Annotated in this window: 25 protein-coding genes and 3 tRNA genes; 13 read left to right on the plus strand and 15 right to left on the minus strand. The window is 74.0% G+C overall.

The features are described 5' to 3' along the window. Positions 1 to 113 precede the first annotated feature (113 nt). Together ACFV0O_RS27475 and ACFV0O_RS27480 are read right to left on the minus strand one after the other, a co-directional pair. Entirely contained in the window at positions 114 to 1,544 is a 1,431-nt protein-coding gene (locus tag ACFV0O_RS27475) for an FGGY family carbohydrate kinase (protein ID WP_380346254.1), read from the minus strand. 152 nt (positions 1,545 to 1,696) lie between these two features. Further along, positions 1,697 to 1,978: a hypothetical protein gene (locus tag ACFV0O_RS27480; RefSeq protein ID WP_360248860.1), complete on the minus strand. Its 282-nt coding sequence runs from the start codon at positions 1,976 to 1,978 to the stop codon at positions 1,697 to 1,699. Positions 1,979 to 2,221: 243 nt separating this feature from the next. On the opposite strand from ACFV0O_RS27480, the gene ACFV0O_RS27485 reads away from it, so the two are divergent. Further along, positions 2,222 to 2,294: transfer RNA gene (locus ACFV0O_RS27485), tRNA-Asn, on the plus strand. Positions 2,295 to 2,356: 62 nt separating this feature from the next. Then, positions 2,357 to 2,429, plus strand: a tRNA-Asn gene (locus tag ACFV0O_RS27490). 121 nt (positions 2,430 to 2,550) lie between these two features. On the opposite strand, the gene ACFV0O_RS27495 is transcribed toward ACFV0O_RS27490, so the two are convergent. Both ACFV0O_RS27495 and ACFV0O_RS27500 read right to left on the minus strand, forming a co-directional pair. Then, positions 2,551 to 3,297: a trypsin-like serine peptidase gene (locus ACFV0O_RS27495; RefSeq protein WP_380346256.1), complete on the minus strand. Its 747-nt coding sequence runs from the start codon at positions 3,295 to 3,297 to the stop codon at positions 2,551 to 2,553. Positions 3,298 to 3,417: 120 nt separating this feature from the next. Continuing rightward, a complete protein-coding gene (locus ACFV0O_RS27500) occupies positions 3,418 to 4,275 on the minus strand; it encodes a hypothetical protein (protein ID WP_380346258.1) in 858 nt (285 codons plus the stop codon). 191 nt (positions 4,276 to 4,466) lie between these two features. On the opposite strand from ACFV0O_RS27500, the gene ACFV0O_RS27505 reads away from it, so the two are divergent. The 5 genes from ACFV0O_RS27505 (at position 4,467) to ACFV0O_RS27525 (ending at position 7,754) form a co-directional block, all read left to right on the plus strand. Continuing rightward, positions 4,467 to 4,540 (plus strand) — tRNA-Ile (locus tag ACFV0O_RS27505). A 340-nt stretch (positions 4,541 to 4,880) separates the two neighbouring features. Next, positions 4,881 to 5,828 (plus strand): SPFH domain-containing protein, encoded by a 948-nt coding sequence (locus ACFV0O_RS27510; protein WP_380346259.1) that lies wholly within the window; start codon positions 4,881 to 4,883, stop codon positions 5,826 to 5,828. A gap of 9 nt (positions 5,829 to 5,837) precedes the next feature. Continuing rightward, the gene (locus ACFV0O_RS27515; RefSeq protein ID WP_360249270.1) at positions 5,838 to 6,080 is read left to right on the plus strand and encodes a hypothetical protein; all 243 of its coding nucleotides are present in this window, start codon (positions 5,838 to 5,840) and stop codon (positions 6,078 to 6,080) included. A gap of 38 nt (positions 6,081 to 6,118) precedes the next feature. Continuing rightward, complete coding sequence (locus tag ACFV0O_RS27520) at positions 6,119 to 6,769, plus strand: GPP34 family phosphoprotein (RefSeq protein WP_380346262.1); 651 nt, start codon at positions 6,119 to 6,121, stop codon at positions 6,767 to 6,769. Positions 6,770 to 6,842: 73 nt separating this feature from the next. After that, positions 6,843 to 7,754, plus strand: coding sequence for a 1-aminocyclopropane-1-carboxylate deaminase/D-cysteine desulfhydrase (locus ACFV0O_RS27525; protein ID WP_380346264.1), 912 nt, complete (start codon positions 6,843 to 6,845; stop codon positions 7,752 to 7,754). Between the two features lie 15 nt (positions 7,755 to 7,769). Here ACFV0O_RS27525 and ACFV0O_RS27530 read toward each other — a convergent pair whose 3' ends face one another. Beyond that, entirely contained in the window at positions 7,770 to 9,323 is a 1,554-nt protein-coding gene (locus ACFV0O_RS27530) for an LCP family protein (protein ID WP_380346266.1), read from the minus strand. Positions 9,324 to 9,443: 120 nt separating this feature from the next. Next, positions 9,444 to 9,908, minus strand: coding sequence for a MarR family transcriptional regulator (locus ACFV0O_RS27535; protein ID WP_360249282.1), 465 nt, complete (start codon positions 9,906 to 9,908; stop codon positions 9,444 to 9,446). Positions 9,909 to 10,011: 103 nt separating this feature from the next. Here ACFV0O_RS27535 and ACFV0O_RS27540 point away from each other — a divergent pair, with 103 nt between their 5' ends. Further along, the gene (locus tag ACFV0O_RS27540) at positions 10,012 to 11,010 is read left to right on the plus strand and encodes an NADP-dependent oxidoreductase (RefSeq protein WP_380346268.1); all 999 of its coding nucleotides are present in this window, start codon (positions 10,012 to 10,014) and stop codon (positions 11,008 to 11,010) included. A 393-nt stretch (positions 11,011 to 11,403) separates the two neighbouring features. After that, the gene (locus tag ACFV0O_RS27545; RefSeq protein WP_360249286.1) at positions 11,404 to 11,898 is read left to right on the plus strand and encodes a DUF3145 domain-containing protein; all 495 of its coding nucleotides are present in this window, start codon (positions 11,404 to 11,406) and stop codon (positions 11,896 to 11,898) included. A gap of 79 nt (positions 11,899 to 11,977) precedes the next feature. On the opposite strand, the gene fabF is transcribed toward ACFV0O_RS27545, so the two are convergent. The 5 genes from fabF to ACFV0O_RS27570 all read right to left on the minus strand — a co-directional run bounded on the left by fabF (position 11,978) and on the right by ACFV0O_RS27570 (position 17,014). Then, positions 11,978 to 13,243, minus strand: coding sequence for a beta-ketoacyl-ACP synthase II (gene fabF / locus ACFV0O_RS27550; RefSeq protein WP_360249288.1), 1,266 nt, complete (start codon positions 13,241 to 13,243; stop codon positions 11,978 to 11,980). Positions 13,244 to 13,425: 182 nt separating this feature from the next. Next, positions 13,426 to 13,668 (minus strand): acyl carrier protein, encoded by a 243-nt coding sequence (locus ACFV0O_RS27555; RefSeq protein ID WP_360249291.1) that lies wholly within the window; start codon positions 13,666 to 13,668, stop codon positions 13,426 to 13,428. 79 nt (positions 13,669 to 13,747) lie between these two features. Continuing rightward, a complete protein-coding gene (locus ACFV0O_RS27560; protein WP_360249294.1) occupies positions 13,748 to 14,779 on the minus strand; it encodes a beta-ketoacyl-ACP synthase III in 1,032 nt (343 codons plus the stop codon). Further along, positions 14,776 to 15,726 (minus strand): ACP S-malonyltransferase, encoded by a 951-nt coding sequence (locus ACFV0O_RS27565; protein ID WP_380346271.1) that lies wholly within the window; start codon positions 15,724 to 15,726, stop codon positions 14,776 to 14,778. The genes ACFV0O_RS27560 and ACFV0O_RS27565 overlap by 4 nt, the downstream gene beginning before the upstream one ends. A gap of 79 nt (positions 15,727 to 15,805) precedes the next feature. After that, a complete protein-coding gene (locus ACFV0O_RS27570) occupies positions 15,806 to 17,014 on the minus strand; it encodes a helix-turn-helix domain-containing protein (RefSeq protein ID WP_360249721.1) in 1,209 nt (402 codons plus the stop codon). A gap of 253 nt (positions 17,015 to 17,267) precedes the next feature. Between ACFV0O_RS27570 and ACFV0O_RS27575 the strand changes: the two genes are divergently transcribed. Further along, positions 17,268 to 18,044, plus strand: a complete 777-nt coding sequence (locus ACFV0O_RS27575; RefSeq protein WP_380346273.1) for a pirin family protein — start codon at positions 17,268 to 17,270, stop codon at positions 18,042 to 18,044. Between the two features lie 108 nt (positions 18,045 to 18,152). On the opposite strand, the gene ACFV0O_RS27580 is transcribed toward ACFV0O_RS27575, so the two are convergent. Further along, positions 18,153 to 18,986 carry a serine hydrolase domain-containing protein gene (locus ACFV0O_RS27580; protein ID WP_380346274.1) on the minus strand — a complete coding sequence of 278 codons (834 nt, stop codon included), beginning with the start codon at positions 18,984 to 18,986 and terminating at the stop codon, positions 18,153 to 18,155. Positions 18,987 to 19,144: 158 nt separating this feature from the next. Here ACFV0O_RS27580 and ACFV0O_RS27585 point away from each other — a divergent pair, with 158 nt between their 5' ends. Further along, a complete protein-coding gene (locus tag ACFV0O_RS27585) occupies positions 19,145 to 19,663 on the plus strand; it encodes a MerR family transcriptional regulator (protein ID WP_380346276.1) in 519 nt (172 codons plus the stop codon). After that, positions 19,660 to 20,673, plus strand: a complete 1,014-nt coding sequence (locus tag ACFV0O_RS27590) for an aldo/keto reductase (protein WP_380346278.1) — start codon at positions 19,660 to 19,662, stop codon at positions 20,671 to 20,673. The genes ACFV0O_RS27585 and ACFV0O_RS27590 overlap by 4 nt, the downstream gene beginning before the upstream one ends. A 160-nt stretch (positions 20,674 to 20,833) precedes the next feature. On the opposite strand, the gene ACFV0O_RS27595 is transcribed toward ACFV0O_RS27590, so the two are convergent. Continuing rightward, the gene (locus tag ACFV0O_RS27595) at positions 20,834 to 21,412 is read right to left on the minus strand and encodes a TIGR03086 family metal-binding protein (protein ID WP_360249312.1); all 579 of its coding nucleotides are present in this window, start codon (positions 21,410 to 21,412) and stop codon (positions 20,834 to 20,836) included. Positions 21,413 to 21,530: 118 nt separating this feature from the next. Here ACFV0O_RS27595 and ACFV0O_RS27600 point away from each other — a divergent pair, with 118 nt between their 5' ends. Next, positions 21,531 to 22,532, plus strand: coding sequence for a helix-turn-helix transcriptional regulator (locus ACFV0O_RS27600; protein WP_380346281.1), 1,002 nt, complete (start codon positions 21,531 to 21,533; stop codon positions 22,530 to 22,532). Between the two features lie 136 nt (positions 22,533 to 22,668). Here ACFV0O_RS27600 and ACFV0O_RS27605 read toward each other — a convergent pair whose 3' ends face one another. Both ACFV0O_RS27605 and ACFV0O_RS27610 read right to left on the minus strand, forming a co-directional pair. After that, on the minus strand, positions 22,669 to 23,883 hold the full coding sequence (locus tag ACFV0O_RS27605) for an alpha/beta hydrolase (protein ID WP_380346283.1): 1,215 nt from the start codon (positions 23,881 to 23,883) through the stop codon (positions 22,669 to 22,671). 198 nt (positions 23,884 to 24,081) lie between these two features. After that, a complete protein-coding gene (locus ACFV0O_RS27610) occupies positions 24,082 to 24,417 on the minus strand; it encodes an MmcQ/YjbR family DNA-binding protein (RefSeq protein WP_360249321.1) in 336 nt (111 codons plus the stop codon). Between the last annotated feature and the right edge of the window lie 84 nt (positions 24,418 to 24,501).

Below are 24,501 nucleotides of genomic sequence, written 5' to 3' on the forward strand. Positions count from 1 at the left end.
CGCCTCGGTGGCGGTGTCCCGTCCCACGCTGCCACCGGGTGCCGGGTGACGCATCTTCACCGCCCGCCGGCCGGGGCGGACCGGGCCGGCCGGTCCGCCGGCGGCAGGGCCGGTCAGGCCGCTTCGGGGTGGACCTGGTCGCGGGCCGCCCGGTACTGCTGGCGCACCGCCGAACCGATCGCCAGGTCGTGCTCCCCGTCCGGTTCCACCGTCTCGGCGTCCGGCAGCTCCCACTCCGGCGGCTCCGGGGTGCCCGCCAGCGCCCAGGCGGCCTGCCGGGCGGCCCCTCGGGCGGCGTGCGCGCCCGGTGGCGGCACCACGACCGGGACGCCGAACAGCATCGGGGCGATGTGCCGGACGGCGGGCAGCCGTCCGGCCGTACCGAGCAGGAACACCCGGTTCACCCCGACGCCCCGGGCGCGCAGCACGTCCAGGGCGTCCGCGATGTTGCACAGCATGCCCTCGACGGCGGCCCGGGCCAGGTGCTGAGGGGTCATCGCCTCGGCGCGCAGGCCGGTCAGGGTGCCGGCCGCGTGCGGCAGCGCGGGGGTGCGCTCGCCGTCCAGGTACGGCAGCAGCACCAGCCCGTACGCGCCGGGGGAGGAGTGCAGGGCGAGGTCGCTCAGGCCCTCCAGGTCCCGGCCGAGCAGCGCGGCGGTGGAGAGCAGCACCTGGGCCGCGTTGAGGGTGGCGACCATCGGCAGGTGGCGGCCGCTGGCGTCGGCGAAGGAGGAGACCAGGCCGGAGGCGTCGACGACGGCCTCCTCGTGCACCGCGAAGATCGTCCCGGCGCTGCCGAGCGAGACCACCGCGTCGCCCGGGCGCAGGCCCAGGCCGAGCGCGGCGGCCATGTTGTCGCCGGTGCCGGCCGAGATCAGCAGGCCCTCGGGGGTGTGCCCGGCGGGCTCGGCGGGACCGAGGACGTGCGGCAGCTTGAGTTCGTGGCCGAGCGCCAGCTCGACCAGGTCCTGGCGGTACTCGCCGGTGATCGGCGACCAGTAGCCGGTGCCGGAGGCGTCGCCGCGGTCGGTGGTGCGGCGCTTGGGGTGGCCGAGGAGCTGCCAGACCAGCCAGTCGTGCGGCAGCAGCACCTCGGCGACCCGGCGGGCGTTGACGGGCTCGAACTCGGCCAGCCAGCGCAGCTTGGCGATGGTGTACGTCGGGGCGGGCACGGCGCCGATCGCGGCGGTCCAGCCGGCCGGGCCGCCGAGGGCGTCCAGCAGCTTGGCGGCGGCGCCGCTGGAGCGCGGGTCGTTCCACAGGATCGCCGGGCGGACCTGCACCCCGCCCGCGTCCAGGCCGATCATGCCGTGCTGCTGGGCGCTGACGCCGATGGCCCGGACGCCCTCCAGCAGGCCGCCGGCGGCGGCGTCGCCGAGCGAGTGCAGCCAGACCTGCGGGTCGGCCTCGCCGGGGCGCAGGTCCTGGTCCTCGGGGACGGGGTGGGGCGCCTTGCCGGAGCGCAGGACGGCGCCGGTTTCCGTGTCGCACGCGACGATCCGGGTGCGGTTGGTCGAGCTGTCTATCCCCGCGACGATGGCCATGTCGAGATCATGCCTCAGCCCGGCCCGGGACGCGTCCGGGCCGGAGGAGCCGTTGCCGCTTCGCGACCCCGGGTTGGGGTGGGCTTTGCCCGGGCCCGTCCGCGGACCCCCTCCGGGGAGCCCGCGGACGGGTCCTTCGCCTCACCGCCCGGTCACGGGCGGAAGGTGCCCCAGCCGTCGTCCTCGGCCCGGGCCCGGTTGAAGTACGGCACCCGGTCGGTGACGGCGGTCGGCAGCCGGTCGCCGACCGCTCCCGCGGCCTTCCCGGCCACCGCGCCGGCCTGTTGCCGTGCCCGGTCGGCGGCGCCCTGCACCGTGGGGTTCTGGGCGATCTGCCGGGTGACCTTGGCGATCTGCTCGTAGCGTCGGCGCCCGGCCCGCGAGCCCAGCACGTAGCCGGCCGCGAAGCCCGCGGCCAACGACAGCTTCCACATGGTCGGATCCACCCTCTCCTGGCGGCCTTCTGCCGCAATGCCCTACCCGTCCGTCGGGACGGCGAACCGTCCGCGTCCCCAGCATCCCCGGGTGCGGCGGCGGGCGCGCGCGGGGCACGCCGGGCGGCAACCCCGGGGCAAGTGGGGAAAGCGATTGGCGGACCACCCCCCCGAGTGCGCTAATGTATGTCCCGCAGCGAGCGCCGCGGAGTCCGGGAAACCGGGGGCCGGGGCGGAAGCCGATCCCCCATAGCTCAATTGGCAGAGCAGCCGACTGTTAATCGGCAGGTTATTGGTTCGAGTCCAATTGGGGGAGCTCGGGACGAGGCCCTTCCGGGGCCGTCTTCCCGTCCGTGGTACGGAAGTTCGGTGCCGCGATCCCGCATAGCTCAATTGGCAGAGCAGCCGACTGTTAATCGGCAGGTTATTGGTTCGAGTCCAATTGCGGGAGCTGCCGGGTACGCCCGGTGACTGCTCAGAGCGAAGGCCCCCCGGTCGACCGGGGGGCCTTCGTGTTGCTGCCGGGGTGTCGCGCACGTCACGTCGTGACGCCTCCCCGGACGGCCCCGGAATCAGGTGGTCGCCTTCCGGTACAGGTCGGTCACCCGCTGGTCGAAGGTGACGCTGTACGAGGTGCCCGGGGTCTCTCCGCCCTCCTGGTAGCCGCCGATCACGCCGACCACGCCGCCCTTCTCGGTCACCCACGGGCTGCCGCTGGTGCCGTCGGTGTAGCCGCCGCAGTCGAAGCGCTCCTGGGTGGCGCTCTGCGAGCGGGTCCGGACCGAGCAGGTGATCGGTTCGTTGCTCAGGTTCGGGTAGCCGGTCACCGAGACGGGCAGTCCGAAGCCCTGCCCGGTGTCGATCGGGTTGCCGCCGACCGCGTCCTCGATCTGCCGGCCGTCGACCGTGCCGACCGTGACGAACGCCACGTCGTACTCCGGGTCGTCGTCGGCCGCCCAGCGAGGGTCGACGGTGACCGACTGCACCGGCCAAGTCCCGTACGGGGTCGAGCCGTTGCGGTAGCCCGGGGTGAACACCAGGCCGTCCAGCAGGCCGATCCGGCGGCTCTGCACGCAGTGCGCCGCGGTCACCAGCAGGTTGTGCCGGGGGCTCTGTACGACGCTCGCGGTGCAGGCCCGGGGGCCCTGCGCGGTGTGGATGGAGAGCGTGCCGATCCGGTCCCGGGCGGCGGTCTGCTGCGCGACCTCGGCGGTCGGCGTCCCGTCCTGGCCGCCGCACGAGGTGCCGGCGGCGAGCAGCAGGACGGCCAGGACGGCCGTGCGTGCCGGGTGCGCGGGCCGTGCCGTGCGGGGGGCCATCGGGGCTCCGTCTCGTTCCTCGGGGCGGGGTGCCGGGTCCGCGCGTTCCGCCGTTCGTGAGGAAGATCTACCAGGCCGTGCCGGGCGGCGCCACCGCCGGGCGACGGGGGCCGGTGCCGGTCAGCCGGTGGCGCGGTCGTAGAGCGCCTGCACGCGGTCGCCGAAGTAGCTGCTGTACGAGGTGTCCGGGCTGTCGCCGCCCTCCTGGTAGCCGCCGATCACGCCGACCACGGTGCCGGTCCTGGTGGCCGGGTCGAAGTCGGTGACCCAGGGGCTGCCGCTGGTGCCGCCGGTGTAGTCGGGGCAGTCGATCCGCAGCTGGGTGGGGCTCTGCTCGGAGGTGGTGTTGGAGCAGGTGATCGGGACGTCGCTGCTGCCCGGGTAGCCGGTGACCTTCACCGGGAGCCGGTAGCCGCGGTTGACGCCCAGCCGGTTGGCGCCGAGCACCTGCTGGACCTGCCGGCCGTTCTGGGCCTGGACGACCGCGAAGGCGACGTCCATGTCCGGGTCGGCGTGGTCCTTCCAGCCGTCGTCGACGGTGACCGACAGCAGCGGCCAGACGCCGCTGGGGGTGTCGCCCTGCCGGTAGCCGGGGACGAACACCAGGTCGCTGCGCTGGCCCAGCTTCGGGTCCCAGACGCAGTGCGCGGCGGTGACGACGAGGTTGAGACCGGCGCTGTCGACCACGCTGGCGGTGCAGAAGTGGTCGCCGTCGGCGTTGCGGGTGAACACCGCGCCGACCAGACCGTTGAGCACGGTGGGCTTGGCGGTGCGGGTGACGCCGGTCCGCCGGCCGATCGCGCCCTTGAGCCGCTGCTTGGTCCAGCCGTGGCTGTCCCCCGCGGCGGTCGTGGCCGGCGCCGAGGTGACCGTGGGAACGCCCCCGCCGGGCCCCGCCGAGGTCGTGCAGCCCGCCGCGGCCAGCGCCACCGTCAGCACCCCCGCCGCCGCCCCCGTCCCCGCCCTACGTGTCGTCATCCGCCCAGGCTGCCCTGGACGGGAGTCGCGGCGCCACCCGGGCTGCGCCGCCCGGAGAGGCGCACGGCGTCCCGCACCCGGCTGCGCCCCCGGCGCGCACCACGGGTGATCGACCGGCTATGCTGCCCGGGACGGCCTCGCTGGGGCCGTCTGCTGCTGCCGTGGCCGACGACCGGCGCGCGCGGCGAACCGGGGCGGTAGCTCAGCCGGTTAGAGCAGGGGACTCATAATCCCTTGGTCGTGGGTTCGAGTCCCACCCGCCCCACTTCTCGACGCGTGACGAGTGTCGAAACGACCGTCCGCGGGCAGGCCCGGAGCCGGATCTCCGCCGCCCGCGACGACGCAGAGTCTAGGCCGCGGCCACCGCCTTTCCCCGTGTGGCGCGCCGGAATTCACCCGCCCGTGGGCATCGACCCCGGCCTCCCCGGCGTCCCCGGCTTCCCCGACGGCTCCCCGTTCCCCTGACGGTTTTCCGCCCCCCGCCCCTGGCGGCTCCCCGTTCCCGCGCCCCCGGGCGTCCCCGCTCCCGACCCCTGGCGCCCTGCGCGCAAAAAGTGATATCACTTTGCCATCGGATGCGGACGCTCGCTGGAGGAGTCGCTCTCATGGACACACCGCCTTTCGCCGTCGAGGACGGCGCTGCCCCGGACCTGCCGGCCCCGAGGACCACCGAGCGGGTCATCACCGGGGCCGCCGGGTTGCCGGTGCTCTTCGGCGCACTGGCCGGCCTGGTCGCGGGGGTCGGGTCGTTCATCGCCGGAGCGGTCCAACTGGCCGCCAAGAGCCAGGGTTCGGGCGGCGCACTGATGGCCGCCGGGCCGGTGCTGGTGGTGACCTCGCTGGTACTGCTGCGCGGGCTGATGGTGGTCTCGCCGGGCCAGGCCAGGGTGGTCCAGCTGCTCGGGCGCTACCGGGGCACGGTCCGCGCCGAGGGCCTGACCTGGATGAACCCGTTCACCAGTCGCCGGTACATCTCCCTGCGGATCCGCAACCACGAGACCGAGACCACCAAGGTCAACGACGCGGACGGCAACCCGATCGAGATCGCCGCCGTGGTGGTCTGGCAGGTCGAGGACACCGCGATGGCCCTGTTCGAGGTCGACGACTACACCGACTTCGTCGCCATCCAGACCGAGACGGCCGTGCGGCACATCGCCACCAGCTATCCGTACGACGCCCACCACGAGGGCCAGCTGTCGCTGCGCGACGGCGCGGAGGAGATCGCCCGCAAGCTCTCCGCCGAGATCGCCGAGCGGGTCGCCTCGGCCGGCGTGCGGGTCGTGGAGTCCCGGATCACCAGGCTCGCGTACGCGCCGGAGGTCGCCCAGGTGATGTTGCAGCGTCAGCAGGCCGGCGCCGTGGTGGCGGCGCGCAGGCTGATCGTCGAGGGCGCCGTCGGTATGGTCGAGGAGGCGCTGGACCGGCTCGCCGAGCGTGACGTGGTGGACTTGGACGAGGAGCGCAAGGCCGCCATGGTGAGCAACCTCCTGGTGGTGCTCTGCGGCGACCGCGGCACCCAGCCCGTCGTGAACACGGGCTCCCTCTACCAGTAAGGCGCGGCAGTGGCGACGGAACGGAAGAAGATCCTGTTGCGACTGGACCCTTCAGTTCACGACGCGCTCGCCAGGTGGGCTGCTGACGACCTGCGCAGCACCAACGCGCAGATCGAGTTCCTGCTCCGCCGCGCCCTCACGGACGCGGGCCGGATGCCCAGCGGTGCGAACCGGCTTCCCCGGCGCGGACGCCCGCCCAAGGAGAGCCCGGCCGAGGACGGTTCGGAACCTGGCGGTTCCGCGGAGAGCTGACCGGCGGCCGGGCGCGCGAAGACCTTTCGGAGACCGACATGGACCAGCCCGCGACCCTCCCCGAGAAGCTGTACCTGCTCGCCTACGACCCCGAGCGCGAGCGGCTCACCGCGACCGACCGGCTCGACCTGGTGGTGCGGGCGGCCGCGCTCGCCGAACTCCTGCGACGCGGACTGGTCCGCGAGGACGGCCGGTACCCGGCCGCCGTCGAGGGCGCCGGTCCGGCCGAGGGCCTCGACCCGCTCACCGCCGCGCTGCTGGAGCAGATCCGGCAGGAGCGGCGGCGCAGCTGGCAGAGCTGGGTCGGCCGCAACCGGGGCTCGACGGCCCGCGCCGCGCGTGTGGTCCGGGACGGCCTGGCGGCGGCCGGCCGGGTCAGGATCGAGCAGCGCCGGGCGCTCGGGCTGTTCCCGTACTCCCGGGTCACCCTGACGGATTCCCGGTTGCGCACATCGCTCGTGGCGTCGATCGGTTCGGCGCTGAAGGGGCCGTTCAGCCGGGTCGACCCGGCGGACGCCGCCCTGGTCGCCCTGGTCGACGCGGCCCAGCTGGGTTCGGCCCTGCCCTGGAGCCGGCGGCGCGAGTTCCGGGCCCGGATCGACAAGCTCGCCCCCGCCGCGGGGCCCGTGCCGCGGGCCCTGCGCCGGGCCGTCAGCGCCAGTCGCTCGGACGGTTCGGCAGGGGGCTGACCGGCCGCTCCCGCGGGCCCGGTCGCCGATCCGGCGGCCGGGCCCCGCCGTTCGGAGCCCGTAAGCTGACCGGGTGCTCGAACCCGCCCTGCTGCCGACCCCGCTGGTGGACTGCACCGACGAGGTGTTCGCCCGGGCCGGGGTGGAGCTGCGGCTCAAGCGGGACGACCTGTTGCACCCGAGCGTGCCCGGCAACAAGTGGCGCAAGCTCGCGCCCAACCTGGCCCACGCCGTCGAGCGGGGCCACACCCGGCTGCTGACCTTCGGCGGCGCGTACTCGACCCACCTGCGGGCCGTCGCGGCCGCCGCCGGGGCGCTCGGGCTGGAGAGCGTCGGGCTGGTCCGCGGCGAGGAGTTGGCGGACCGGCCGCGCAACTGGTCGCTGCGGGCCGCCGAGGCGGCCGGGATGCGGCTGGAGTTCCTGACCCGGGCCGCGTACCGGGAGGCCACCGGCCGGGCCGAGGGGGAGCCGGGTCCGGACGGGCTGCAACGCCGTTGGGGGCCCTGCCTGGTGCTCCCGGAGGGCGGTTCCAACGCCCTGGCCGCCGTCGGCGCGGCCGCGATCCCGGCCGAACTGCCCGACCTGGGCGACCGCGACGTGGTCTGCTGCCCGGTCGGTACCGGCGGCACCCTGGCCGGTGTCGCGGCGGGGCTGCCGCCGGGGGCGAGGGCGCTCGGCGTGGCGGTGCTGCGCGGCGGCGGGGGCTACCTGGAGGAGGAGGTCGCCCGGCTCCACCGGGCCGCCTACGGACGCGAGTTCGACAACTGGTCGATCGACCACGCGCACCACGGGGGCGGCTACGGCAAGGTCCCGGCGGAGCTGGCGGCCTTCGCCGAGCGGTTCGAGCGCCGCCACGGCATCGCGCTGGAGCGGCGTTACGTCGCCAAGCTGCTGGCCGCGCTCGCCGACCTGGCCGGGGCGGGCGCCTTCCCGCCGGGCACCCGTCTGACGGCCGTGGTCACCGGGTTGCCGGATCCGGTCTAGCCGGTCCCCGGCCGGTCACCCGAAGGTCAGGTTGGCGCACGGGTCGGTGTCGGCGTTGCGGGTGTTCTCCGCTATGCCGGTGGGGATGCCACCGGGCGCGGTACCGGTCGGCGCGGTACCGGTCGGCGCGGTACCGGTCGACGCGGCGCCGGTCGGCGCGGTACCGGGCGTGCTGCCGGGCACCGGGCTCGGGGAGGTCGCCGAGTCGATCCGGGTGCCCGAGGGGCGGTAGTCGGCGCCGAGGGTGACGGTGACCGCCCCCGAGCCGGGCTCCTCGATCGCCTTGGCCCCGGGGAAGAGCGCCACCACCTGGTCGGCGCCGGCCTTCAGCGCGGGGTCGTACGCGACCCGGGTGGCCTGGTGACCCGGCTCGTTGGCGCCGAGCGTGACGTTCAGGAAGCCCCGGCCCTTGAGCGCCTCCCCGCCGGAGCCCGCGAGGCCGGGAGTGCCGACGCCGTTGACCACGGTGATCGGGACGGCGGCCTGGTCGGGGGTGAGCGGCGCGTCGGCGCCCGGGGTCGTGGCGGGGGAGGAGGTCACCTGGCCCGTCCCGGCGGTGCTCTGCCCGTCCAGGGTGCGGTCCTCGCGCAGCAGCTTCCACAGGGTGTCGGCGTCCGGCTGGACCAGCCGCACCCGCTCGCCGGCGAAGCGCCAGGGCGCGGTGACGAACGTGACGTCGGAGAGCTTGATGTCCTGCACCGAGCGGGCGAAGTCGACCAGCTTCATCGCGGTGCCCAGCCCCTCGTCGACGGTGAGCGACTTGGTGGCCGCGTCCGCCAGGGGCAGCAGGGTGGGCAGCGAGAAGCCCTGGCCCTGGACCTTCTTGATCATGGAGGAGAGGAAGGCCTGCTGGCGCTTCATCCGGCCTATGTCGGAGCTGTCCCCGATGCCGTGGCGTGCCCGCAGGTAGTCCACCGCGGACTGCCCGGAGAGCTTCTGCAGGCCCTTCTTCAGGTGGATGCCGTACTGGTCGACGTCGTTGGGCACGCAGGCGTCCACGCCGCCGACGGCGTCGGCCATCGCGGCCGCGCCCTTGAAGTCGACCACGACGGTGTGGTCGATCCGCAGCCCGGTGAGCTTCTCCACGGTGTTCTGCGTGCAGGCCGGGTTGCCCTTGGGGTCCTCGCCCACGGTGAAGGCGGAGTTGAACATCTGGTCGTTCCTGGGCGTCGTCCAGGTCCCGTTCGGCCGTCGGCAGGAGGGGACGGTGACCAGGGTGTCGCGGGGGATGGAGACGCCGACGGCGTGCTTGTGGTCGGCGTAGATGTGCAGCACGATCGCGGTGTCCGAGTGGCCGACGCCCTCGTCGCCGCCGCCCAGCGCGTTGTTGCCGTCGTCGCGGGTGTCCGAGCCGAGCAGCAGCACGTTGACCGGCACGGAGGCCCCCGGGCTGACCGGGACGGGCGCCGGCGGACGCTCGGTGGCGACGCCGCCCGCGTCGAAGGTGGTGATGTTGCTGTCCAGCCGGTGGTAGAACCAGGCCCCCGCCCCCGCCACCGACAGCACCAGAACGGCGGCCAGGCCGATGGCGGTGCGCAGGTAGCGGCGCCGGCGCGTGCTGCTGCTCATCCTCCGTGCCCCCCGTCTTCAGGTATCCAGCGTTCGATGATTCGAACGTTAGACGTTCCGGGAGGCGGTTCGGTTACCCCCGATGGGCGAACGGATTGCCCGTCCGGCCTGTGATGCTGGTCACGCGCCGGGGCCGGCGGCGCCGGTGAGCATCCGCCGGAGCAGGTCGCGCAGGACCGTCCGCTCGTCCGGGCCGAGCGCGGCCAGCGGCTCGCGGGCGAAGTTCAGCGATTCGCGCAGTTCGGCGGAGGCGGCCGAGCCGGTGTCGGTGGCGGCGACCAGCTTCACCCGGCGGTCCTGCCGGTCGGCCTCGCGGGTGACGAAGCCGCGGGACTCCAGCCGGTCGACGATGCCGGTGATGTTGGACGGCTCGCAGCTGAGCGTCTGGGCGATCTGACGCATCGGCATCGGCCCGCGCCGCAGCAGTGCGAGCACCTTGGCCTGGGCGCCGGTGAGCGAGCGGGCGGCGGCGGCCTCCTCGTACTCGCGGTGGAAGAGCGCGACCAGGTTGGCCATCAGGTCGACGACCTCGCGGGTGATCTCGTCGGGCTGCGGCGTGGCGTCCGGGGCCGGCTGGGTGTCCATGGTCGAGAGTCTACCTGAAAAGTTGACAAGATGAACCTTTCATGCCCATCGTTACTTAAGTTTCTCAACCTTTCATGCACCTGAACCGCAAGGAGCAGCACCCATGGCAGAGCAGGCCGCCCCCGCGACCGCCCGTGAATGGCACCTCGCCGCCCGCCCGCAGGGCTGGCCGGTGCCGACCGACTTCGCCCTGGTCGAGGCCCCGGTCCGGACCCCCGGCCCCGGCGAGATCCTGGTCCGCAACGCCTACCTCTCGGTGGACCCGTACATGCGCGGCCGGATGAACGACGTGCCCTCGTACGTCCCGCCGTTCCGGATCGGCGCACCCATGGACGGCGGCGCGGTCGGCTACGTGGTCGCCTCCGGCGCCGAGGGCTTCGCCCCGGGCGACGCGGTGCTGCACGGCCTCGGCTGGCGCGAGTACGCGACCCTCGACGCCAAGCACGCGGTCAAGGTCGACCCGGCCGCCGCCCCGCTCCCCGCCTACCTCGGCGTGCTCGGCATGACCGGCCTGACCGCCTACGCCGGTCTGCTCGCCGTCGGCGGCCTCAAGGAGGGCGACAAGGTCTTCGTCTCCGGCGCGGCCGGCGCGGTCGGCTCGATGGTCGGTCAGATCGCCAGGCTCAAGGGCGCCTCCCTGGTGGTCGGCTCGGCCGGCTCGGCGGAGAAGGTCGCCAAGCTGGTCGACGAGTACGGCTTCGACGCCGCCTTCAACTACAAGGACGCCCCGGTCCGCGAGCAGCTCGCCGCGGCCGCCCCGGACGGCATCGACCTCTACTTCGACAACGTCGGCGGCGACCACCTGGAAGCCGCGATCGGCGCGCTCGGGGTGCACGGCCGCGCGGTGCTCTGCGGCGCGATCGCCCAGTACAACGAGACCACCGCGCCCGCCGGCCCGCGCAACCTCGCGCTCGCCATCGGCAAGCGGCTGCGCCTGGAGGGCATGCTGGTCGGCGACCACGCCGCGATGCGGCCGCAGTTCGTGGCCGACGTGGCCGGCTGGCTGGCCTCCGGCGAGCTGCGCCACGAGGAGACCGTGGTGGACGGCTTCGAGAACACCGCCGAGGCCTTCCTCGACCTGGGGGGCGGCGCCAACCCGTGATCTTTGGTCGGCCGCCGGGCGGGCTGACGACACTTATGTGCCGCCGGCCGCCCCCCCCCCCCGCCCGGGGCGGGGGGGGCGGTCCGCCGTGAACGGTTCGCAGTCGGGCGCAGGGCGCCGGGCCGCACTACCGCATTCCGGCCGGATCCGAAAGTGCGTCAGCCATCGTGCGGTACGGCGCGGTACGGTGGTTCCGCCTGGCGATGGGGCCGTTCGGGGGAGAGATCCAGCCGAGGGGTAGACCTCGTTGAGGATTCGACTAGCATTGAGCGAAAGCATGTCCGTTTTGCTCAATTTAGTGGCTTAATGTCGGCAAGCGTGGGTAACTGTGGATCAACTGCAGGCACGAGGCAGCTGGGGAAGGCGACCCTCGTCCACAGCCTGGAGGTCCCGGTGACGACACGTGGAGTTCTCTACATCCACTCCGCGCCCCGCGCGCTGTGCCCGCACGTCGAGTGGGCCGTCGCGGGGGTGCTCGGTGTGCGGGTGGGCCTGGACTGGATCCGCCAGCCGGCCGCACCCGGACACTGGCGTGCCGAGCTCTCCTGGCAGGGGGAGCCCGGTACGGCCTCGAAGCTCGCCTCCGCGCTGCGCGGCTGGCAGCTGATGCGGTACGAGGTGACCAGCGAGCCCTGCGCCACGGCGGAGGGCGAGCGGTACAGCAGCACGCCCACGCTCGGCATCTTCCACGCCGTCACGGGCATCCACGGCGACATCCTGATCCCCGAGGACCGGCTGCGCGCCGTCCTGCTGCGCGCCCGCAGCGAGGGGGCCGACCTGGAGGCCGAGATCGCCCGGCTGCTCGGCAAGCCCTGGGACGACGAGCTGGAGCCGTTCCGGTACGCGGGCGAGGGCGCGCCGGTGCGCTGGCTGCACCAGGTGGTCTGAGACCGGAGGACACGACGAAGGGGCCGGCGCTCGCGGAGAGCGCCGGCCCCTTCCTCGTACCGTCCGGGGACGGAGGGCGTCAGCGGGTGCGGAAGGCCAGCACCACGTTGTGGCCGCCGAAGCCGAACGAGTTGTTCAGCGCCGCGATCCGGCCCTCGGGCAGCTTGCGGGGCTCGCCGCGCACGATGTCCGCGTCCACGTCGTCGTCCAGGTCGTCGACGTTGATGGTCGGCGGGGCCAGACGGTTGTACAGGGCCAGCACGGTGGCGACCGTCTCGACGCCGCCGGCGCCGCCCAGCAGGTGGCCGGTCATCGACTTGGTGGCCGAGATGGCGATGTGGTCGAGGTCGTCGCCGAGCTCCTTGCGGAGCGCCTTCAGCTCGGCGGTGTCGCCCTGCGGGGTCGAGGTGGCGTGCGCGTTGACGTGCACGATCTCGGCCTTGTCCAGCTCGTTGCGCTCGAACAGGTCGGCCAGCGCGCGGGCCACACCGGCGCCGGTCGGCTCGGGCTGGGCGATGTGGTGGGCGTCCGAGGACAGGCCCTGGCCCACGGCCTCGCAGTAGATCCGGGCACCGCGGGCCTCGGCGTGCTCGACCGACTCCAGGACGACCACGCCGGCGCCCTCGCCCAGCACGAAGCCGTCACGGGCCTTGTCGTACGGACGGGAGGCGTGCTCGGGGTCGTCGTTGTTCTTGGACATCGCCATCATGCTGGCGAACGCGGCGATCGGCAGCGGGTGGATCGCCGCCTCGGTGCCGCCGGCCACCACGACGTCGGCGCGGCCGGTGCGGATCATCTCGATCGCGTAGCCGATCGCCTCGGCGCCGGAGGCACAGGCGGAGACGGGGGTGTGCACACCCGCGCGGGCACCGACCTCCAGGCCGACGTTGGCCGCCGGGGAGTTGGGCATCAGCATCGGGACGGTGTGCGGGGAGACCTTGCGGGCACCCTTCTCCCGCAGCACGTCGTACTGGTCGAGGAGGGTGGTCACGCCGCCGATGCCGGAGGCGATGACGGTGCCGAGGCGCTCGGGGGCGAGCTTGGAGGACTCGTCGGTGGCGGGGGTCTGGTAGCCGGCGTCGGCCCAGGCCTCGCGGGCGGCGATCACGGCGAACTGGGCCGAGCGGTCCAGCTTGCGGGCCAGCGGGCGGGGCAGGATCTCGCCGGGCTCGACGGCGGTGCGCGCACCGATCCGAACCGGCAGCTCCTCGGCCCACTCCTCGGTCAGGGCCGCCACACCGGACTTACCGGCGACCAGGTTCTCCCAGGTGCCGGCGGCGTCGGCGCCCAGCGGCGTGAAGGCGCCGATACCCGTGACGACCACGGTGCGGTTTTCAGCGGTCACTGGTTTCTTCTTCTCTCACGTGTGCGGGGGGTCGGCGGGAGCCGAGGATGGGCCCGGCCGGGCGCCCCGGTGGGGCGTCCCGGCCGGAGGATCGGCCAGGCTCGGTGAGCCGGGCCGACGGGTCAGCCGTCGATGGCGTACGGGACGCCGGACGGACTGGCCGAATCGAGCGAGTCGATCGATCAGGCGTTGGCGAGGATGTAGTCCACGGCGTCGCCGACGGTCTTCAGGTTCTTGACCTCGTCGTCCGGGATCTTGACCTCGAAGCGCTCCTCGGCGGCCACGACGACCTCGACCATGGACAGCGAGTCGACGTCCAGGTCATCGGTGAAGGACTTGTCGAGCGCGACATCCTCGGTCGGGATACCGGCGATCTCGTTGACGATCTCGGCGAGACCTTCCAGGACCTCGTCCTTGGTAGCCATACTGGCTGCTCCTCTTCAGTGTTGAACATGTCCGGCCGGCGGCCGGACACAGGCTTGTGAATCTGTGGGCGAAACGCGCCTAGGGGAGCGTAACGACTGCGGCGGCGTACACGAGACCCGCCCCGAACCCGATGATCAGCGCCAGGTCGCCGCTGTGGGCCTCGCCGGTCTCCAGCATGCGCTCCATCGCGAGCGGAATGGAGGCCGCGGAGGTGTTGCCGGTCTCCGCGATGTCACGGGCAACCGGCACCGACTCCGGCAGCTTCAGCGCCTTGATCATGGCGTCGGTGATCCGCATGTTGGCCTGGTGCGGGATGAACGCGCCGAGCTGGTCGGCGGTCACCCCGGCGGCGTCCAGCGCCTGCTGGGCGACCTTGGCCATCTCCCAGACCGCCCAGCGGAAGACCGGCTGGCCGTCCATCCGCAGGTACGGCCACTTGGTGTCCTCGCCCGCGCCGTTGACCGCGTCGGGCTTGGCGAAGGCGGTGTCCCAGGCCTCGGTCTGGGTGATCAGGTCGGCCTGCGAGCCGTCCGATCCCCAGATCAGCTTCCCGATGCCGGGAGTGTCGGACGGGCCGACGATCGCGGCGCCGGCGCCGTCGCCGAAGATGAACGCGGTCGAGCGGTCCGACCGGTCGGTCAGGTCACTGAGCCGCTCGACGCCGATCACCAGCACGTACTCGGCGTTCCCGCCGCGGATCATGCCGTCGGCCAGGCCCAGGCCGTAGCCGAAGCCGGCGCAGGCGGCCGAGATGTCGAAGGCCGGCGCGGTGCCGCAGCCGAGCCGCTCGGCGATCTCGGTGGCGATCGCCGGGGTCTGCTTGAAGTGCGAGACGGTCGCGACGATCACGCCGCCGATCCGGTCCGGGGAGATCCCGGCCTGGGCGATCGCCTTCCCGGCGGCCTGGATCGACATCTCGGCCACGGACTCCTCCGGGCCGGCCCAGCGGCGCTCGGCGATCCCGCTGCGGGTGCGGATCCACTCGTCCGAGGAGTCGATCCACTCCAGGACCTCGGAATTGGGGATCACCCGGACCGGGCGGTAGCCGCCGACGCCGAGGATGCGCGAGAACTGCGCACCGCTCGCCGGGCGGATCTGGGGCTTGGTCATGCGGTGATCTCCTGCTCCTGACCGCCGTGCTCCGCGACGAGCGCGCGAGCCTTGTCCAGGTCGGCGGGGGTCTTGAGGGCGAGCGTGGCCACACCCTTGAGGTTGCGCTTGAGCAGTCCGGTGAGCGTGCCCGCGGGGGACAGCTCGATCACGGCCGTCGCGCCCAGCCGGCCCAGGGTCTCCATGCAGAGGTCCCAGCGGACCGGGTTGGAGACCTGCGACACCAGACGGGCGAGCACCTCGGCGCCGGAGTCGACCACCCCGCCGTCCTTGTTGGAGACGTAGCGGACCTGCGGGTCCGCCGCGGCCAGGGTCGGGGCGAGCTCGGCGAGCCGCTCGACACCCGGGGCCATGTGCTCGGTGTGGAACGCACCGGCGACCTTCAGGGCGATCAGCTTGGCGGCGGCCGGCGGGTCCGCCTTCAGCGCCTCCAGCTGGGCCAGCGTGCCGGCGGCGACGATCTGGCCGCCGCCGTTGTTGTTGGCCGCGGTCAGGCCGTGTTCGGCCAGCTTCGCCGCGACGACCTCCGGGTCGCCGCCGAGCACGGCGATCATGCCGGTCTCGGTGACGGCGGCGGCCGCGGCCATGGCCCGGCCGCGCTCGCGGACGAAGGCCAGCGCGTCGTGGGCGCTGAGCACCCCGGCGCCGGCGGCGGCGGTGATCTCACCGACGCTGTGGCCGGCGACGGCGCCGACCAGCTTGCGGGCGGCGTCCTCGTCCGGGAACAGCTCCCGGGCGGTCACCAGGCCGGCGGCGACCAGCAGCGGCTGGGCGACGGCGGTGTCCTTGATCTCCTCGGCGGACGCCTCGGTGCCGGCGTGCACCAGGTCGAGCCCGGCGACCTCCGACCAGCCACGCAGGCGGTCGGCGACACCGTCGAGCTCCAGCCAGGGGCTGAGGAAACCGGGGGACTGGGCACCCTGTCCAGGGGCGACGATTACGAGCACGGTTCAACCCTCTCTCGCCAGGCGCCCAGGGGCGGGTAGGCGACGGTAACGAAGAAAACCATCCGGGATTGTATGGTCCCTACACCCCGGCTCGGGTGGGGTCCCCGGCCGCGGTGAGCCGGCCGAGGGCCAGTGCGATCCGCAGAGTGAACGCCGAACGTACGTCGGAGGGGGCGTACCCCGTGACGTCGGTCACACGTCGTAGCCGGTAGCGCACCGTGTTGGGGTGGACGAAGAGCATCCGGGCCGCACCCTCCAGCGAGGAGGCCTGCTCCAGGTAGACACTCAGCGTCTCCAGCAGCGCCGAGCCGGCCTCGTCCAGCGGTGTGTAGATCTCCTCCACCAACTGGCGGCGCGCGGCCTGGTCGCCGGCCAGCGCCCGCTCGGGCAGCAGGTCGTCCGCGAGCACCGGGCGGGGAGCGTCCGGCCAGGCGGCGCAGGCCCGCAGCCCGGCCGTGGCGGCGTGCGCCGAGCGGGTCGCGGAGAGCAGGTCGGGCACGGTCGGGCCGACCACCACCGGGCCCGGCGCGAACTGGCCGATCAGCGCCCGGGCGGCGTGCACCGGCTCCTTGTCGCCGCCGACCACCACCACCAGGCGCTTGCCCAGCACCCCGGTCAGCACGTTCAGCTTGGCGTACCGGGCGGCCCGGCGGATCGCCTCCACCACCAGCTCGCTGTCGCCGTCCGGCGCGCTGCCCATCACCACCCGGACCTGGCTGGGCTGACCCCAGCCGAGCGCCGCGGCACGGGAGAGCACACCCTCGTCGGCGTCGCCGGACAGCAGGGAGTTGACCACCAGTGCCTCCAGCCGGGCGTCCCAGGCGCCGCGCGCCTCGGCCGCCTGGGCGTACACCTGGGCGGTCGCGAAGGCGATCTCCCGGGCGTAGACCAGCACCGACTCGCGCATGTCCGACTCGTCGCCGGGGGCGGCCACCTCCTCGATGGCCTCCTCCATCACCTCGATCGTGGTGCGGATCAGCTCGACGGTCTGGCGCAGGGTGATCGCCCTGGTCAGCTCGCGCGGCGCGGTGCCGAAGACGTCGGTGGAGATCGCCTGGGCGGCGTCCGGGTGGCGGTACCACTCGGTGAAGGCGGCGATGCCGGCCTGGGCGACCAGGCCGATCCAGGAGCGGTGCTCCGGCGGCATCCGCCGGTACCAGCCGAGCTGGTCGTCCATCCGCGAGATCGCGGCGGTGGCCAGCTTGCCCGAGGACTTCTCCAGTCGCTTGAGCGTCGCCGCCCGGCGCTCGGCGCGCTCGGCGGCGTTTCTGCGCTCCTGCGCCGTCAGACGGGGCGCCGCGCGGCCGGGCCGGTCGCGGCCGGGCCGGGGCGCCGGGCTCTTCCCGGCCGGGTCGGGCACGGGACTGGGTTCGCTCTTGGAGTTCGCGGAAGCGGCTGGCACAAGGACAAGACTGCCTCACGCGAGTGACTGCTCGTGCACACCCCCCGGCGGAGCGGCGCGGTGGCAAGGGTCACACCCCCGGGGCGCGGTGCGCTCCCGATCCCGGGGACGGGCCGCCCCCCGGGGGTACGGTGGGCGCGTGACCGACGCCGCTGACCGCCCCCGCGCCGACCTGCGCCGCACCGCCGAGCGCTACCGCTCCAGCCCGGGCGAGGGCATCGAGACCCGCCACGCGTTCTCCTTCTCCGGCCACTACGACCCGAAGAACACCCACTTCGGCGCGCTGCTGGCCTGCAACGAGGAACTCCTCGCCCCCGGCGCCGGATTCGACGAGCACAAGCACCGGGACACCGAGATCCTCACCTGGGTGCTCGAGGGCGCGCTCGCCCACCGGGACTCCCACGGCCACGGCGGGGTGGTCCGCCCCGGGATGGTCCAGCACCTCAGCGCCGGCTCCGGCGTCACCCACACCGAGCGCAACGTCGGCGGCGCCGTCGGCCCGGTCCGCTTCGTCCAGATGTGGCTCCAGCCGGACACGTTCGACGCGACCCCGGCGTACGGGCTGCGCAGGGTGGAACCGGCGGACGGCGGGTTGACCCTGCTCGCCTCCGGCCTGGAGCGGGACGCCGGCACGGACGCCCTGCGACTGCGCCGCAGCGACGCCGCGCTCTGGCTGGCGACCGCGGGCCCGTGGCAGCCGCTGCCCGAACTGCCCGCGGCCCCTTGGCGGTACGCGCACCTGACGGCCGGCTCGCTGGGCTACCGGACGATCCCGGGGCCCAAGGGCGGCGGCCGGTCGATGGTCCCGGGCGACAGCGTGCGGATCACCGGTGAGGGCTTCGCCGACCCGGCGGCGGGCGAGACCGGCGCGGAACTCCTGCTGTGGGAGATGCACTCGCCGGTCTCGTACGGCTAGGGCATCGGCTGGTGCCTGTCCGGTGGTTCCTGTCCGGGGCGGCCGTCCCCTCGGCCGGTCACGAGGCCGCCCCTCCGGGAGCGTCCCGCAGGCCGTCCGGCCGTCCGGTCAGCTCCGCAGTTCGGCGAGGACCGCGTCGGAGAAGGCCGGCCAGGCCTCGACCGCCCACGGGCCGAAGTCCCGGTCGGTGAGCGCGACACAGGCCGCGCCCGCCTGCGGGTCGACCCACAGGAAGGTGCCGGACTGGCCGAAGTGGCCGAAGGTCGCGGGGGAGTTCGCGGTGCCGGTCCAGTGCGGGCTCTTGCCGTCGCGGATCTCGAAGCCGAGGCCCCAGTCGTTCGGGCGGCGGTGGCCGTAGCCGGGCAGCACCCCGCTGGTGCCGGGGAAGGCGACCTCGCGGGTGGCCCGCAGGACCGTGGACGGGTCCAGCAGCTTCGGCGACTGCAGCTCGGCGGCGAACCGGGCGAGGTCGGCGGCGGTGGACAGGCCGCCGGCGCCGGCCGGGGACTTGTGCGCGGTGTTGATCAGGGTGTCGGCCATGCCCAGCGGCTCGAACACCGCCTCGGCGACGTAGCGGGAGAACTCGATCCCGGTGGCCGCGGACAGCGTCCGCGCCAGTGCGTCGAAGCCCGCGTTGGAGTAGAGCCGGCGGTTGCCGGGTTCGGCGAACACCCGGTCCTCGTCGAAGCCCAGGCCGGAGGTGTGTGCGAGCAGGTGACGGACGGTGGCACCGGGCGGCCCGGCCGGGTCGTCCAGCTCGAACACGCCCTCCTCGACCGCGACGAGCGCCGCGTAGGAGGTGAGCAGCTTGGTCACCGAGGCCAGCGGGAACAGGTGCTGCTGCGGCCCGTGCGCCCCCAGCAGCGCGCCGTCCGCCCCCCGGACCACCGCGACCGCGGCATGGGGCACCGGCCAGTTCTCGATCACGCGCAAGCTCTCCATGGATCCCGACTGTAGCCGGGGCCGCGCGGGGGCGGCGGGGCACCCTGCGGTCAGGCGGGTGGTGGGGGCACCCGGCTGCCGGGCCGGGCGGGCTTGCTTGGAGTGCACTCCAACTCGGTAGCGTCTTTCCCGTCGCACAGGACAGGGGGAAACGTTCGATGGCCACACCAGCACGCGTCACACCCGCCCGGGTCGAGATCGACCTGCGCAGCTGCTCCGAGGTGTTCGGCCGGCCGGTCGGCGATCCGGACCGGACCCCGCGCCACACCATCAGCGAGGTCGCCGCGGCCAGCGGACTGACCGCCCACACCCTGCGCTGGTACGAGCGGATCGGCCTGCTGGACCCGGTCGACCGCGCGGCCGGCGGCCAGCGCCGCTACTGCGACGCCGACCTGCACCGACTGGCCTTCCTGGGCCGGCTGCGGCTGACCGGCATGTCCGTGGCGGACATGCTCAAGTACGTGGACATGGCCCGGCAGGGCGAGCGGACCTACGAGGGACGCCGCCTGCTGCTGGAGGCCCAGCGCGAGGAGGTCCGGCAGCGGATCGTCGACCTCCAGGCCACCCTCGCCGTCCTCGACTACAAGATCGATCTCTATGCCGGGAAGGCCGCCGGCACCACCGGCGCCCCGGTCCAATGCCAGTACAACCGCGTAGAGGAAGAGCAGAGCGCATGACTCACCCCGTCCTTCCCACCACCGAACTCGGCACCGGCGGACCGCTGGTGGGCGTCCAGGGCCTCGGCTGCATGGGCATGAGCGAGTTCTACGGCCCCACCGACTCCGACGAGGCACTCGCCACCCTGGGCGCCGCGCTGGAGGCCGGTGTCACCCTGTTCGACACCGCAGACATGTACGGCTTCGGCCGCAACGAGGAGTTCGTCGGCCCGTTCGTCCGGGCCAACCGGGACAAGGTGGTGATCGCCACCAAGTTCGCCATCGAGCGCTCGGAGCAGGACCCGACCCGCCGCGCCGTCCGCAACGACCCGGCCTACATCCGGGCCGCCGTCGACGCCTCGCTGCGCCGCCTCGGCGTGGACGAGATCGACCTCTACTACATGCACCGCCGCAACCCGGACGTGCCGCTGGCCGAGTCGGTCGGCGCCATGGCCGGGCTGGTCGAGGCCGGCAAGGTGCGCCACCTCGGCCTGTCCGAGGTGACCGGGGCCGAACTGCGCGAGGCGCACGCCGTCCACCCGATCGCCGCGGTGCAGTCCGAGTGGTCGGTGTTCGCCCGCGACGTCGAGCGCTCGGCGGTGCCGGCCGCGGCGGAGCTGGGCGTCGCCTTCGTGCCGTACTCGCCGCTCGGGCGGGGCTTCCTGACCGGCGCCTTCCAGGACGCCGGCAAGCTCTCGGACAACGACTTCCGGCGCACCCACCCGCGCTACACCGGCGACAACGCGGCCGCCAACGGCGAACTGCTCGCCCCCTTGCGGGAGATCGCGCAGGCCCACGGCGGGACCCTCGCCCAGGTCGCGCTGGCCTGGGTGCACCAGCGGGCGGAGGTGCACGGGCTGACCGTCGTGCCGATCCCGGGCACCCGCAAGCGCAGCCGCCTCGCCGAGAACACGGCGGCGGCGACGCTGCGGCTCACCGAGGCGGACCTGGCCCTGCTGGAGCCGGTGTCCGGCCGGGTGGCGGGGGACCGCTACGCGGACATGAGCAACACCTCGGTCGGCCGGGAGTAGTCGCTCAGGAGTAGTCGGCCGGGAGCGGGCGGCCGGGAGCAATCACCGGGAGCGGTCGTAGCCCGGAGCGGACCGGAGCCGGCCGGATCGGCCCGGACCCGCGGCGGCCGGGCGGCCCGGGGAGTCACCGACTCCCCGGGCCGGGCCCGTGCCGCGCCGGTCAGGCCCGGCGTCCGAGCCAGGCGGCCAGCAGGGTGTGCACGTCGGCGTCCTCGGCGACCGGCTGGACCTCGCCGAACGGGACGTCCTCGCCCCGGGCCTCGGGCGGCAGGACGAACCGGGCGATGCCCAGTGCGGTCTGCGCCAGGGTGTCGTCCAGGGCGAAGCCGTTGTCGAGGCTGGTGGCGATGTCCCAGGTGTGGGTGACCGCCTCCATGAGGTAGCCGCCGACCACGGCGCCGCCGGGCACCTCGCCCCAGGGGGCGAGGGTCGGGCGGCCGAGCTTGGCGTCGTCCGCCCAGGCGGCGGTCGCCCGGGCGCGGGCCCGGCCCAGCGCGGCCGGCCAGCCCTCGTCCGACGGGTCCTCGATGGCGGGCACGATGTCGTCGAAGCGGCCTCCCTCGCCCATGTAGGCGAGCCGGTGCATGCCGCCGACCACGTGGTTCAGCAGCCGGCGCAGCGTGAACTCGGTGCACGGGGTGGGCCGGTCGAGGTCGGCCGGGGTGATCGTGGCGAACAGCTTCTCCAGCTGGTCGAGGGCGAGCAGGTACTGCGGGCGGGCATCCTGGACGGCGTTCACGTGCGGTCAACTCCCCGTGGTCGGGCGGGCTTTCGGGCTCGAAACGCAATCTCCCAGTAAAACCTGACAAGTGCCGTCAGGATTACTGGGATTCTTTGCGTATGAAGGCTCTTTGCCCATGAAGGCCGACCGCCTGCTCTCCGTCCTCCTGCTGCTCCAGACCCGCGGCCAGGTGTCCGCCACCGAACTCGCCGAGCGGCTGGAGGTGTCCGTCCGCACCATCTACCGCGACGTCGAGTCGCTCTCCGCCGCCGGGGTGCCGGTGTTCACCGAGCGGGGGCGGCACGGCGGCATCGGCCTGCTGCCCGGTTACCGCACCGACGTCACCGGGCTGACCGCGGACGAGGCCAGGGCGCTGTTCGTGCTCTCCGCCCAGGGCGCGCACAGCGACCTCGGGCTGGACGGCGCGCTCGGTTCGGCGCTGCGCAAGGTGATGGCGGCGCTGCCGGCCCCGCACCGCCCGGCGGCCGAGCGGATCAGCGAGCGGATCCTGGTCGACCCGGTCCGCTGGATGCCCGGCGGCGTGGCCGCCTCCGCCTCCGCGCCCGCGCCCGGCCCGGACCTGGGCGAGCTGCAGTACGCGGTCTTCGCCGACCGGCGGCTGCGGCTGCGCTACCGGCACAGCGGCACGCCCGCGCCGGTGGAGTACACCGTCGACCCGTACGGGCTGGTGAGCAAGGCGGCGGTCTGGTACCTGGTGGCCGATCTGCACGGCGAGCCGCGGCTGTTCCGGGCGGACCGGGTACTGGCCGCCGAGAGCACCGAGGAGGTGGTGCGGCGCCGGGCGGGCACGGGGCTCGGCGACGTGTGGGCGGTGCTGCGCGAGCAGGTGGAACGGATGCCGAAGGAAGTGCCGGTGCGGGTGCGGGTCCGGCGCGGGCGGCTGGACAGGTTCCTGCGGATCCACGGCGGGCGGGTCACCGCGCCGCCGCCGGAGGCGGGCACCGGGCCGGCCGAGGAGTGGGTGGAGGTGGCGATGGCCTTCCCGGCCCCGGCGGCGGTCCGGTCGCTGCTGGCCTTCGGCCCGGACGCCGAGGTGCTGGGCCCGCCGGTCGCCCGGCGCGAGCTGGCCCGGGCGGCGGCGGACGCCCTGCGGCTGTATCAGGACCAGCCGTCGTAGCGGCACCGGGACCGGACGTCCGTGCGGGGCGGCGGTGCCGGGACCCCGCGCGGTCCGGGTCCTCGCGCGGTCCGGGTCCTCGCGCGGTGCGCGGGACCGGAAGGTCGCGGCGCCGGCCCCGGACGCCGTCCCCCCGTCAGGAGGTGGGCTCGGTCCGGACCACGTCGTGGTAGTGCCCGAGCGAGATCGCCGCGAAGTTGTGCAGGCTGTCGGTGCCGTCGGTGAAGTAGCCGTTGTGGCCGACCGCGCGGGCCGAGGAGATCTGCTCGGCGCCGAAGCCGCCGCCGGTCGGGTCGGCGCCGTGGCCGAGCTTGCCGACCTCCAGGAACGGGACGTTGCCGATCCAGTCGCTGGGGTTGCGGGCGGCCCAGACGTGCACGCCGGCGCCGAGTTCGGCGGCGCTCTGCACGCCCATGCCGGGGCTGCCGAACACCATCATGTCGGTGATGCCGGAGGTGTCGGACGGCGAGGCGGCCGCGCGCGGGATCTTCGGGGCGGCGGTGCCGCAGACGACCGAGCCGTACGAGTGGCAGAGCAGCGACGGGGGCACGTCCGGCCGGGTGGTCTCCTTGAGGCCGGCGAGCAGCCGCTCCAGGCGGGGCGCGGCGACGTCGGCGAGCCGGGAGGTGGCCGCGTCCGGGCCGAGGCCGGAGGGGGTGACGTAGCCGGTCCAGGAGATCACGGCGGTGCGGGTGCCGGGGGCCTGGCGCCGCTCCTCGGCGTAGAGGGCGCGGGCCATGCCGGCCGGGGAGCGCAGCGGCTCGGCGGTCTGGTCGAAGTGGCCGAGGTCGGCGTCCGAGCCGGGGACGAGGACGGAGATCCGCTCGGCGTCGGCGAGGTCGCCCCACACCTCGCTGACCAGGCCGCGGCCACGCGGGTCGAAGGCCAGGACCTGACGGCCGGGGGCGAGCAGGTGGTCGACGTCGTTGGCGCGGGAGACGGCGAGCGCGCGGGTGTCGGAGTCGAGCTTGCGGTCCTCGGCGCGGGCCCGGGCCTTGTCGCGCTCGGCGGCCAGGGCGATCCGGTTGGCGCGGTAGCGCAGGTCCAGCGGGGCGCCGTCGTAGTTGCCGACGACCAGCGGGTACTCCTGGATCAGCCGGTCCAGTTCGGTGGGCGCGAGCGACGCGAAGAACTCGGCGGCGGCCGCCGGGGAGGTGGTGGCCGGGTCGGGCAGGGAGCGGCCGAAGGAGTGGTCCTGGACCCAGGCGGCGCTGCCGGCCGGGGGCGTGGAGATCGCCAGCTGCTCCGAGGAGACGGCGGCCGCGGCGGCCGAGGCGCCGGCGTCGGCGAGCACGGCGCAACCCGCGAACGCCCCGATCAGTACCCGCTTCCAGCGTCGACGGTTGCGCACCGCACCAACTCCCTTGGGGCCTGTCACCGTTTCGCGGGCGGTGCCCGGAGGGTGCGATGGAACTGCTTGCTTCCTGCGCAAGCCTAGGGGCCCCGGCGGCGTGCCGGGCGCGCCTAAACTGTGGGATGGATCACATGAACCGGGGGTGTCTTCCCGACGTCTCCCAGTGGTGCGGACCGCGGCCCGCCGGGCCTGCGCTCAGGCGTCGAACTCCCGGACCAGCCGCTTCGGGGCCGTCCGCCGCCAGGCCTCGGTGACCAGGTCGCGCAGCTCGTCCGGGTCCACCAGGTCCAGCCGGACGCTCACCCAGCCGTGCCGTCCGACGTAGGGGGCGGAGGAGAACACCTCGGGTTCGGCGGCGAGCAGTTCGGCCTGGTCCTCGGGGGAGGCCTTGACGGTGACCCGGTCGCCGTCGGGCGCGCCCATCGCGAAGATCCGGCTGCGGACCCGCAGCGTCTCGATGTCCCAGGTCGGCTCCTGGGCGGCCTCCGGCAGGGCCAGCGCCATCGCGCGGAACTCGTCGAACGTCACCATGGCGGCAGGTTAGAGGAGGGCACTGACAACGCGCCCCCGGCGCGCGCGATGGCGCACCGGGGGCGCGTGACGGGTGAGGCCCGG

It is taken from the genome of Kitasatospora sp. NPDC059577 (genome assembly GCF_042735475.1).
Lineage (GTDB): Bacteria > Actinomycetota > Actinomycetes > Streptomycetales > Streptomycetaceae > Kitasatospora.

What these genes read in the sequence shown, in the direction of transcription:
- ACFV0O_RS27600 (WP_380346281.1), top strand. Translation starts at nt 21,531, where the DNA reads ATGAAGGCCGACCGCCTGCTCTCCGTCCTCCTGCTGCTCCAGACCCGC.
- ACFV0O_RS27480 (WP_360248860.1), bottom strand. Translation starts at nt 1,978, where the DNA reads ATGTGGAAGCTGTCGTTGGCCGCGGGCTTCGCGGCCGGCTACGTGCTG.
- ACFV0O_RS27520 (WP_380346262.1), top strand. Translation starts at nt 6,119, where the DNA reads ATGGACCAGCCCGCGACCCTCCCCGAGAAGCTGTACCTGCTCGCCTAC.
- ACFV0O_RS27495 (WP_380346256.1), bottom strand. Translation starts at nt 3,297, where the DNA reads ATGGCCCCCCGCACGGCACGGCCCGCGCACCCGGCACGCACGGCCGTC.
- ACFV0O_RS27475 (WP_380346254.1), bottom strand. Translation starts at nt 1,544, where the DNA reads ATGGCCATCGTCGCGGGGATAGACAGCTCGACCAACCGCACCCGGATC.
- ACFV0O_RS27535 (WP_360249282.1), bottom strand. Translation starts at nt 9,908, where the DNA reads ATGGACACCCAGCCGGCCCCGGACGCCACGCCGCAGCCCGACGAGATC.
- ACFV0O_RS27530 (WP_380346266.1), bottom strand. Translation starts at nt 9,323, where the DNA reads ATGAGCAGCAGCACGCGCCGGCGCCGCTACCTGCGCACCGCCATCGGC.
- ACFV0O_RS27590 (WP_380346278.1), top strand. Translation starts at nt 19,660, where the DNA reads ATGACTCACCCCGTCCTTCCCACCACCGAACTCGGCACCGGCGGACCG.
- ACFV0O_RS27580 (WP_380346274.1), bottom strand. Translation starts at nt 18,986, where the DNA reads ATGGAGAGCTTGCGCGTGATCGAGAACTGGCCGGTGCCCCATGCCGCG.
- ACFV0O_RS27510 (WP_380346259.1), top strand. Translation starts at nt 4,881, where the DNA reads ATGGACACACCGCCTTTCGCCGTCGAGGACGGCGCTGCCCCGGACCTG.
- ACFV0O_RS27610 (WP_360249321.1), bottom strand. Translation starts at nt 24,417, where the DNA reads ATGGTGACGTTCGACGAGTTCCGCGCGATGGCGCTGGCCCTGCCGGAG.
- ACFV0O_RS27585 (WP_380346276.1), top strand. Translation starts at nt 19,145, where the DNA reads ATGGCCACACCAGCACGCGTCACACCCGCCCGGGTCGAGATCGACCTG.
- ACFV0O_RS27540 (WP_380346268.1), top strand. Translation starts at nt 10,012, where the DNA reads ATGGCAGAGCAGGCCGCCCCCGCGACCGCCCGTGAATGGCACCTCGCC.
- ACFV0O_RS27500 (WP_380346258.1), bottom strand. Translation starts at nt 4,275, where the DNA reads ATGACGACACGTAGGGCGGGGACGGGGGCGGCGGCGGGGGTGCTGACG.
- ACFV0O_RS27555 (WP_360249291.1), bottom strand. Translation starts at nt 13,668, where the DNA reads ATGGCTACCAAGGACGAGGTCCTGGAAGGTCTCGCCGAGATCGTCAAC.
- ACFV0O_RS27560 (WP_360249294.1), bottom strand. Translation starts at nt 14,779, where the DNA reads ATGACCAAGCCCCAGATCCGCCCGGCGAGCGGTGCGCAGTTCTCGCGC.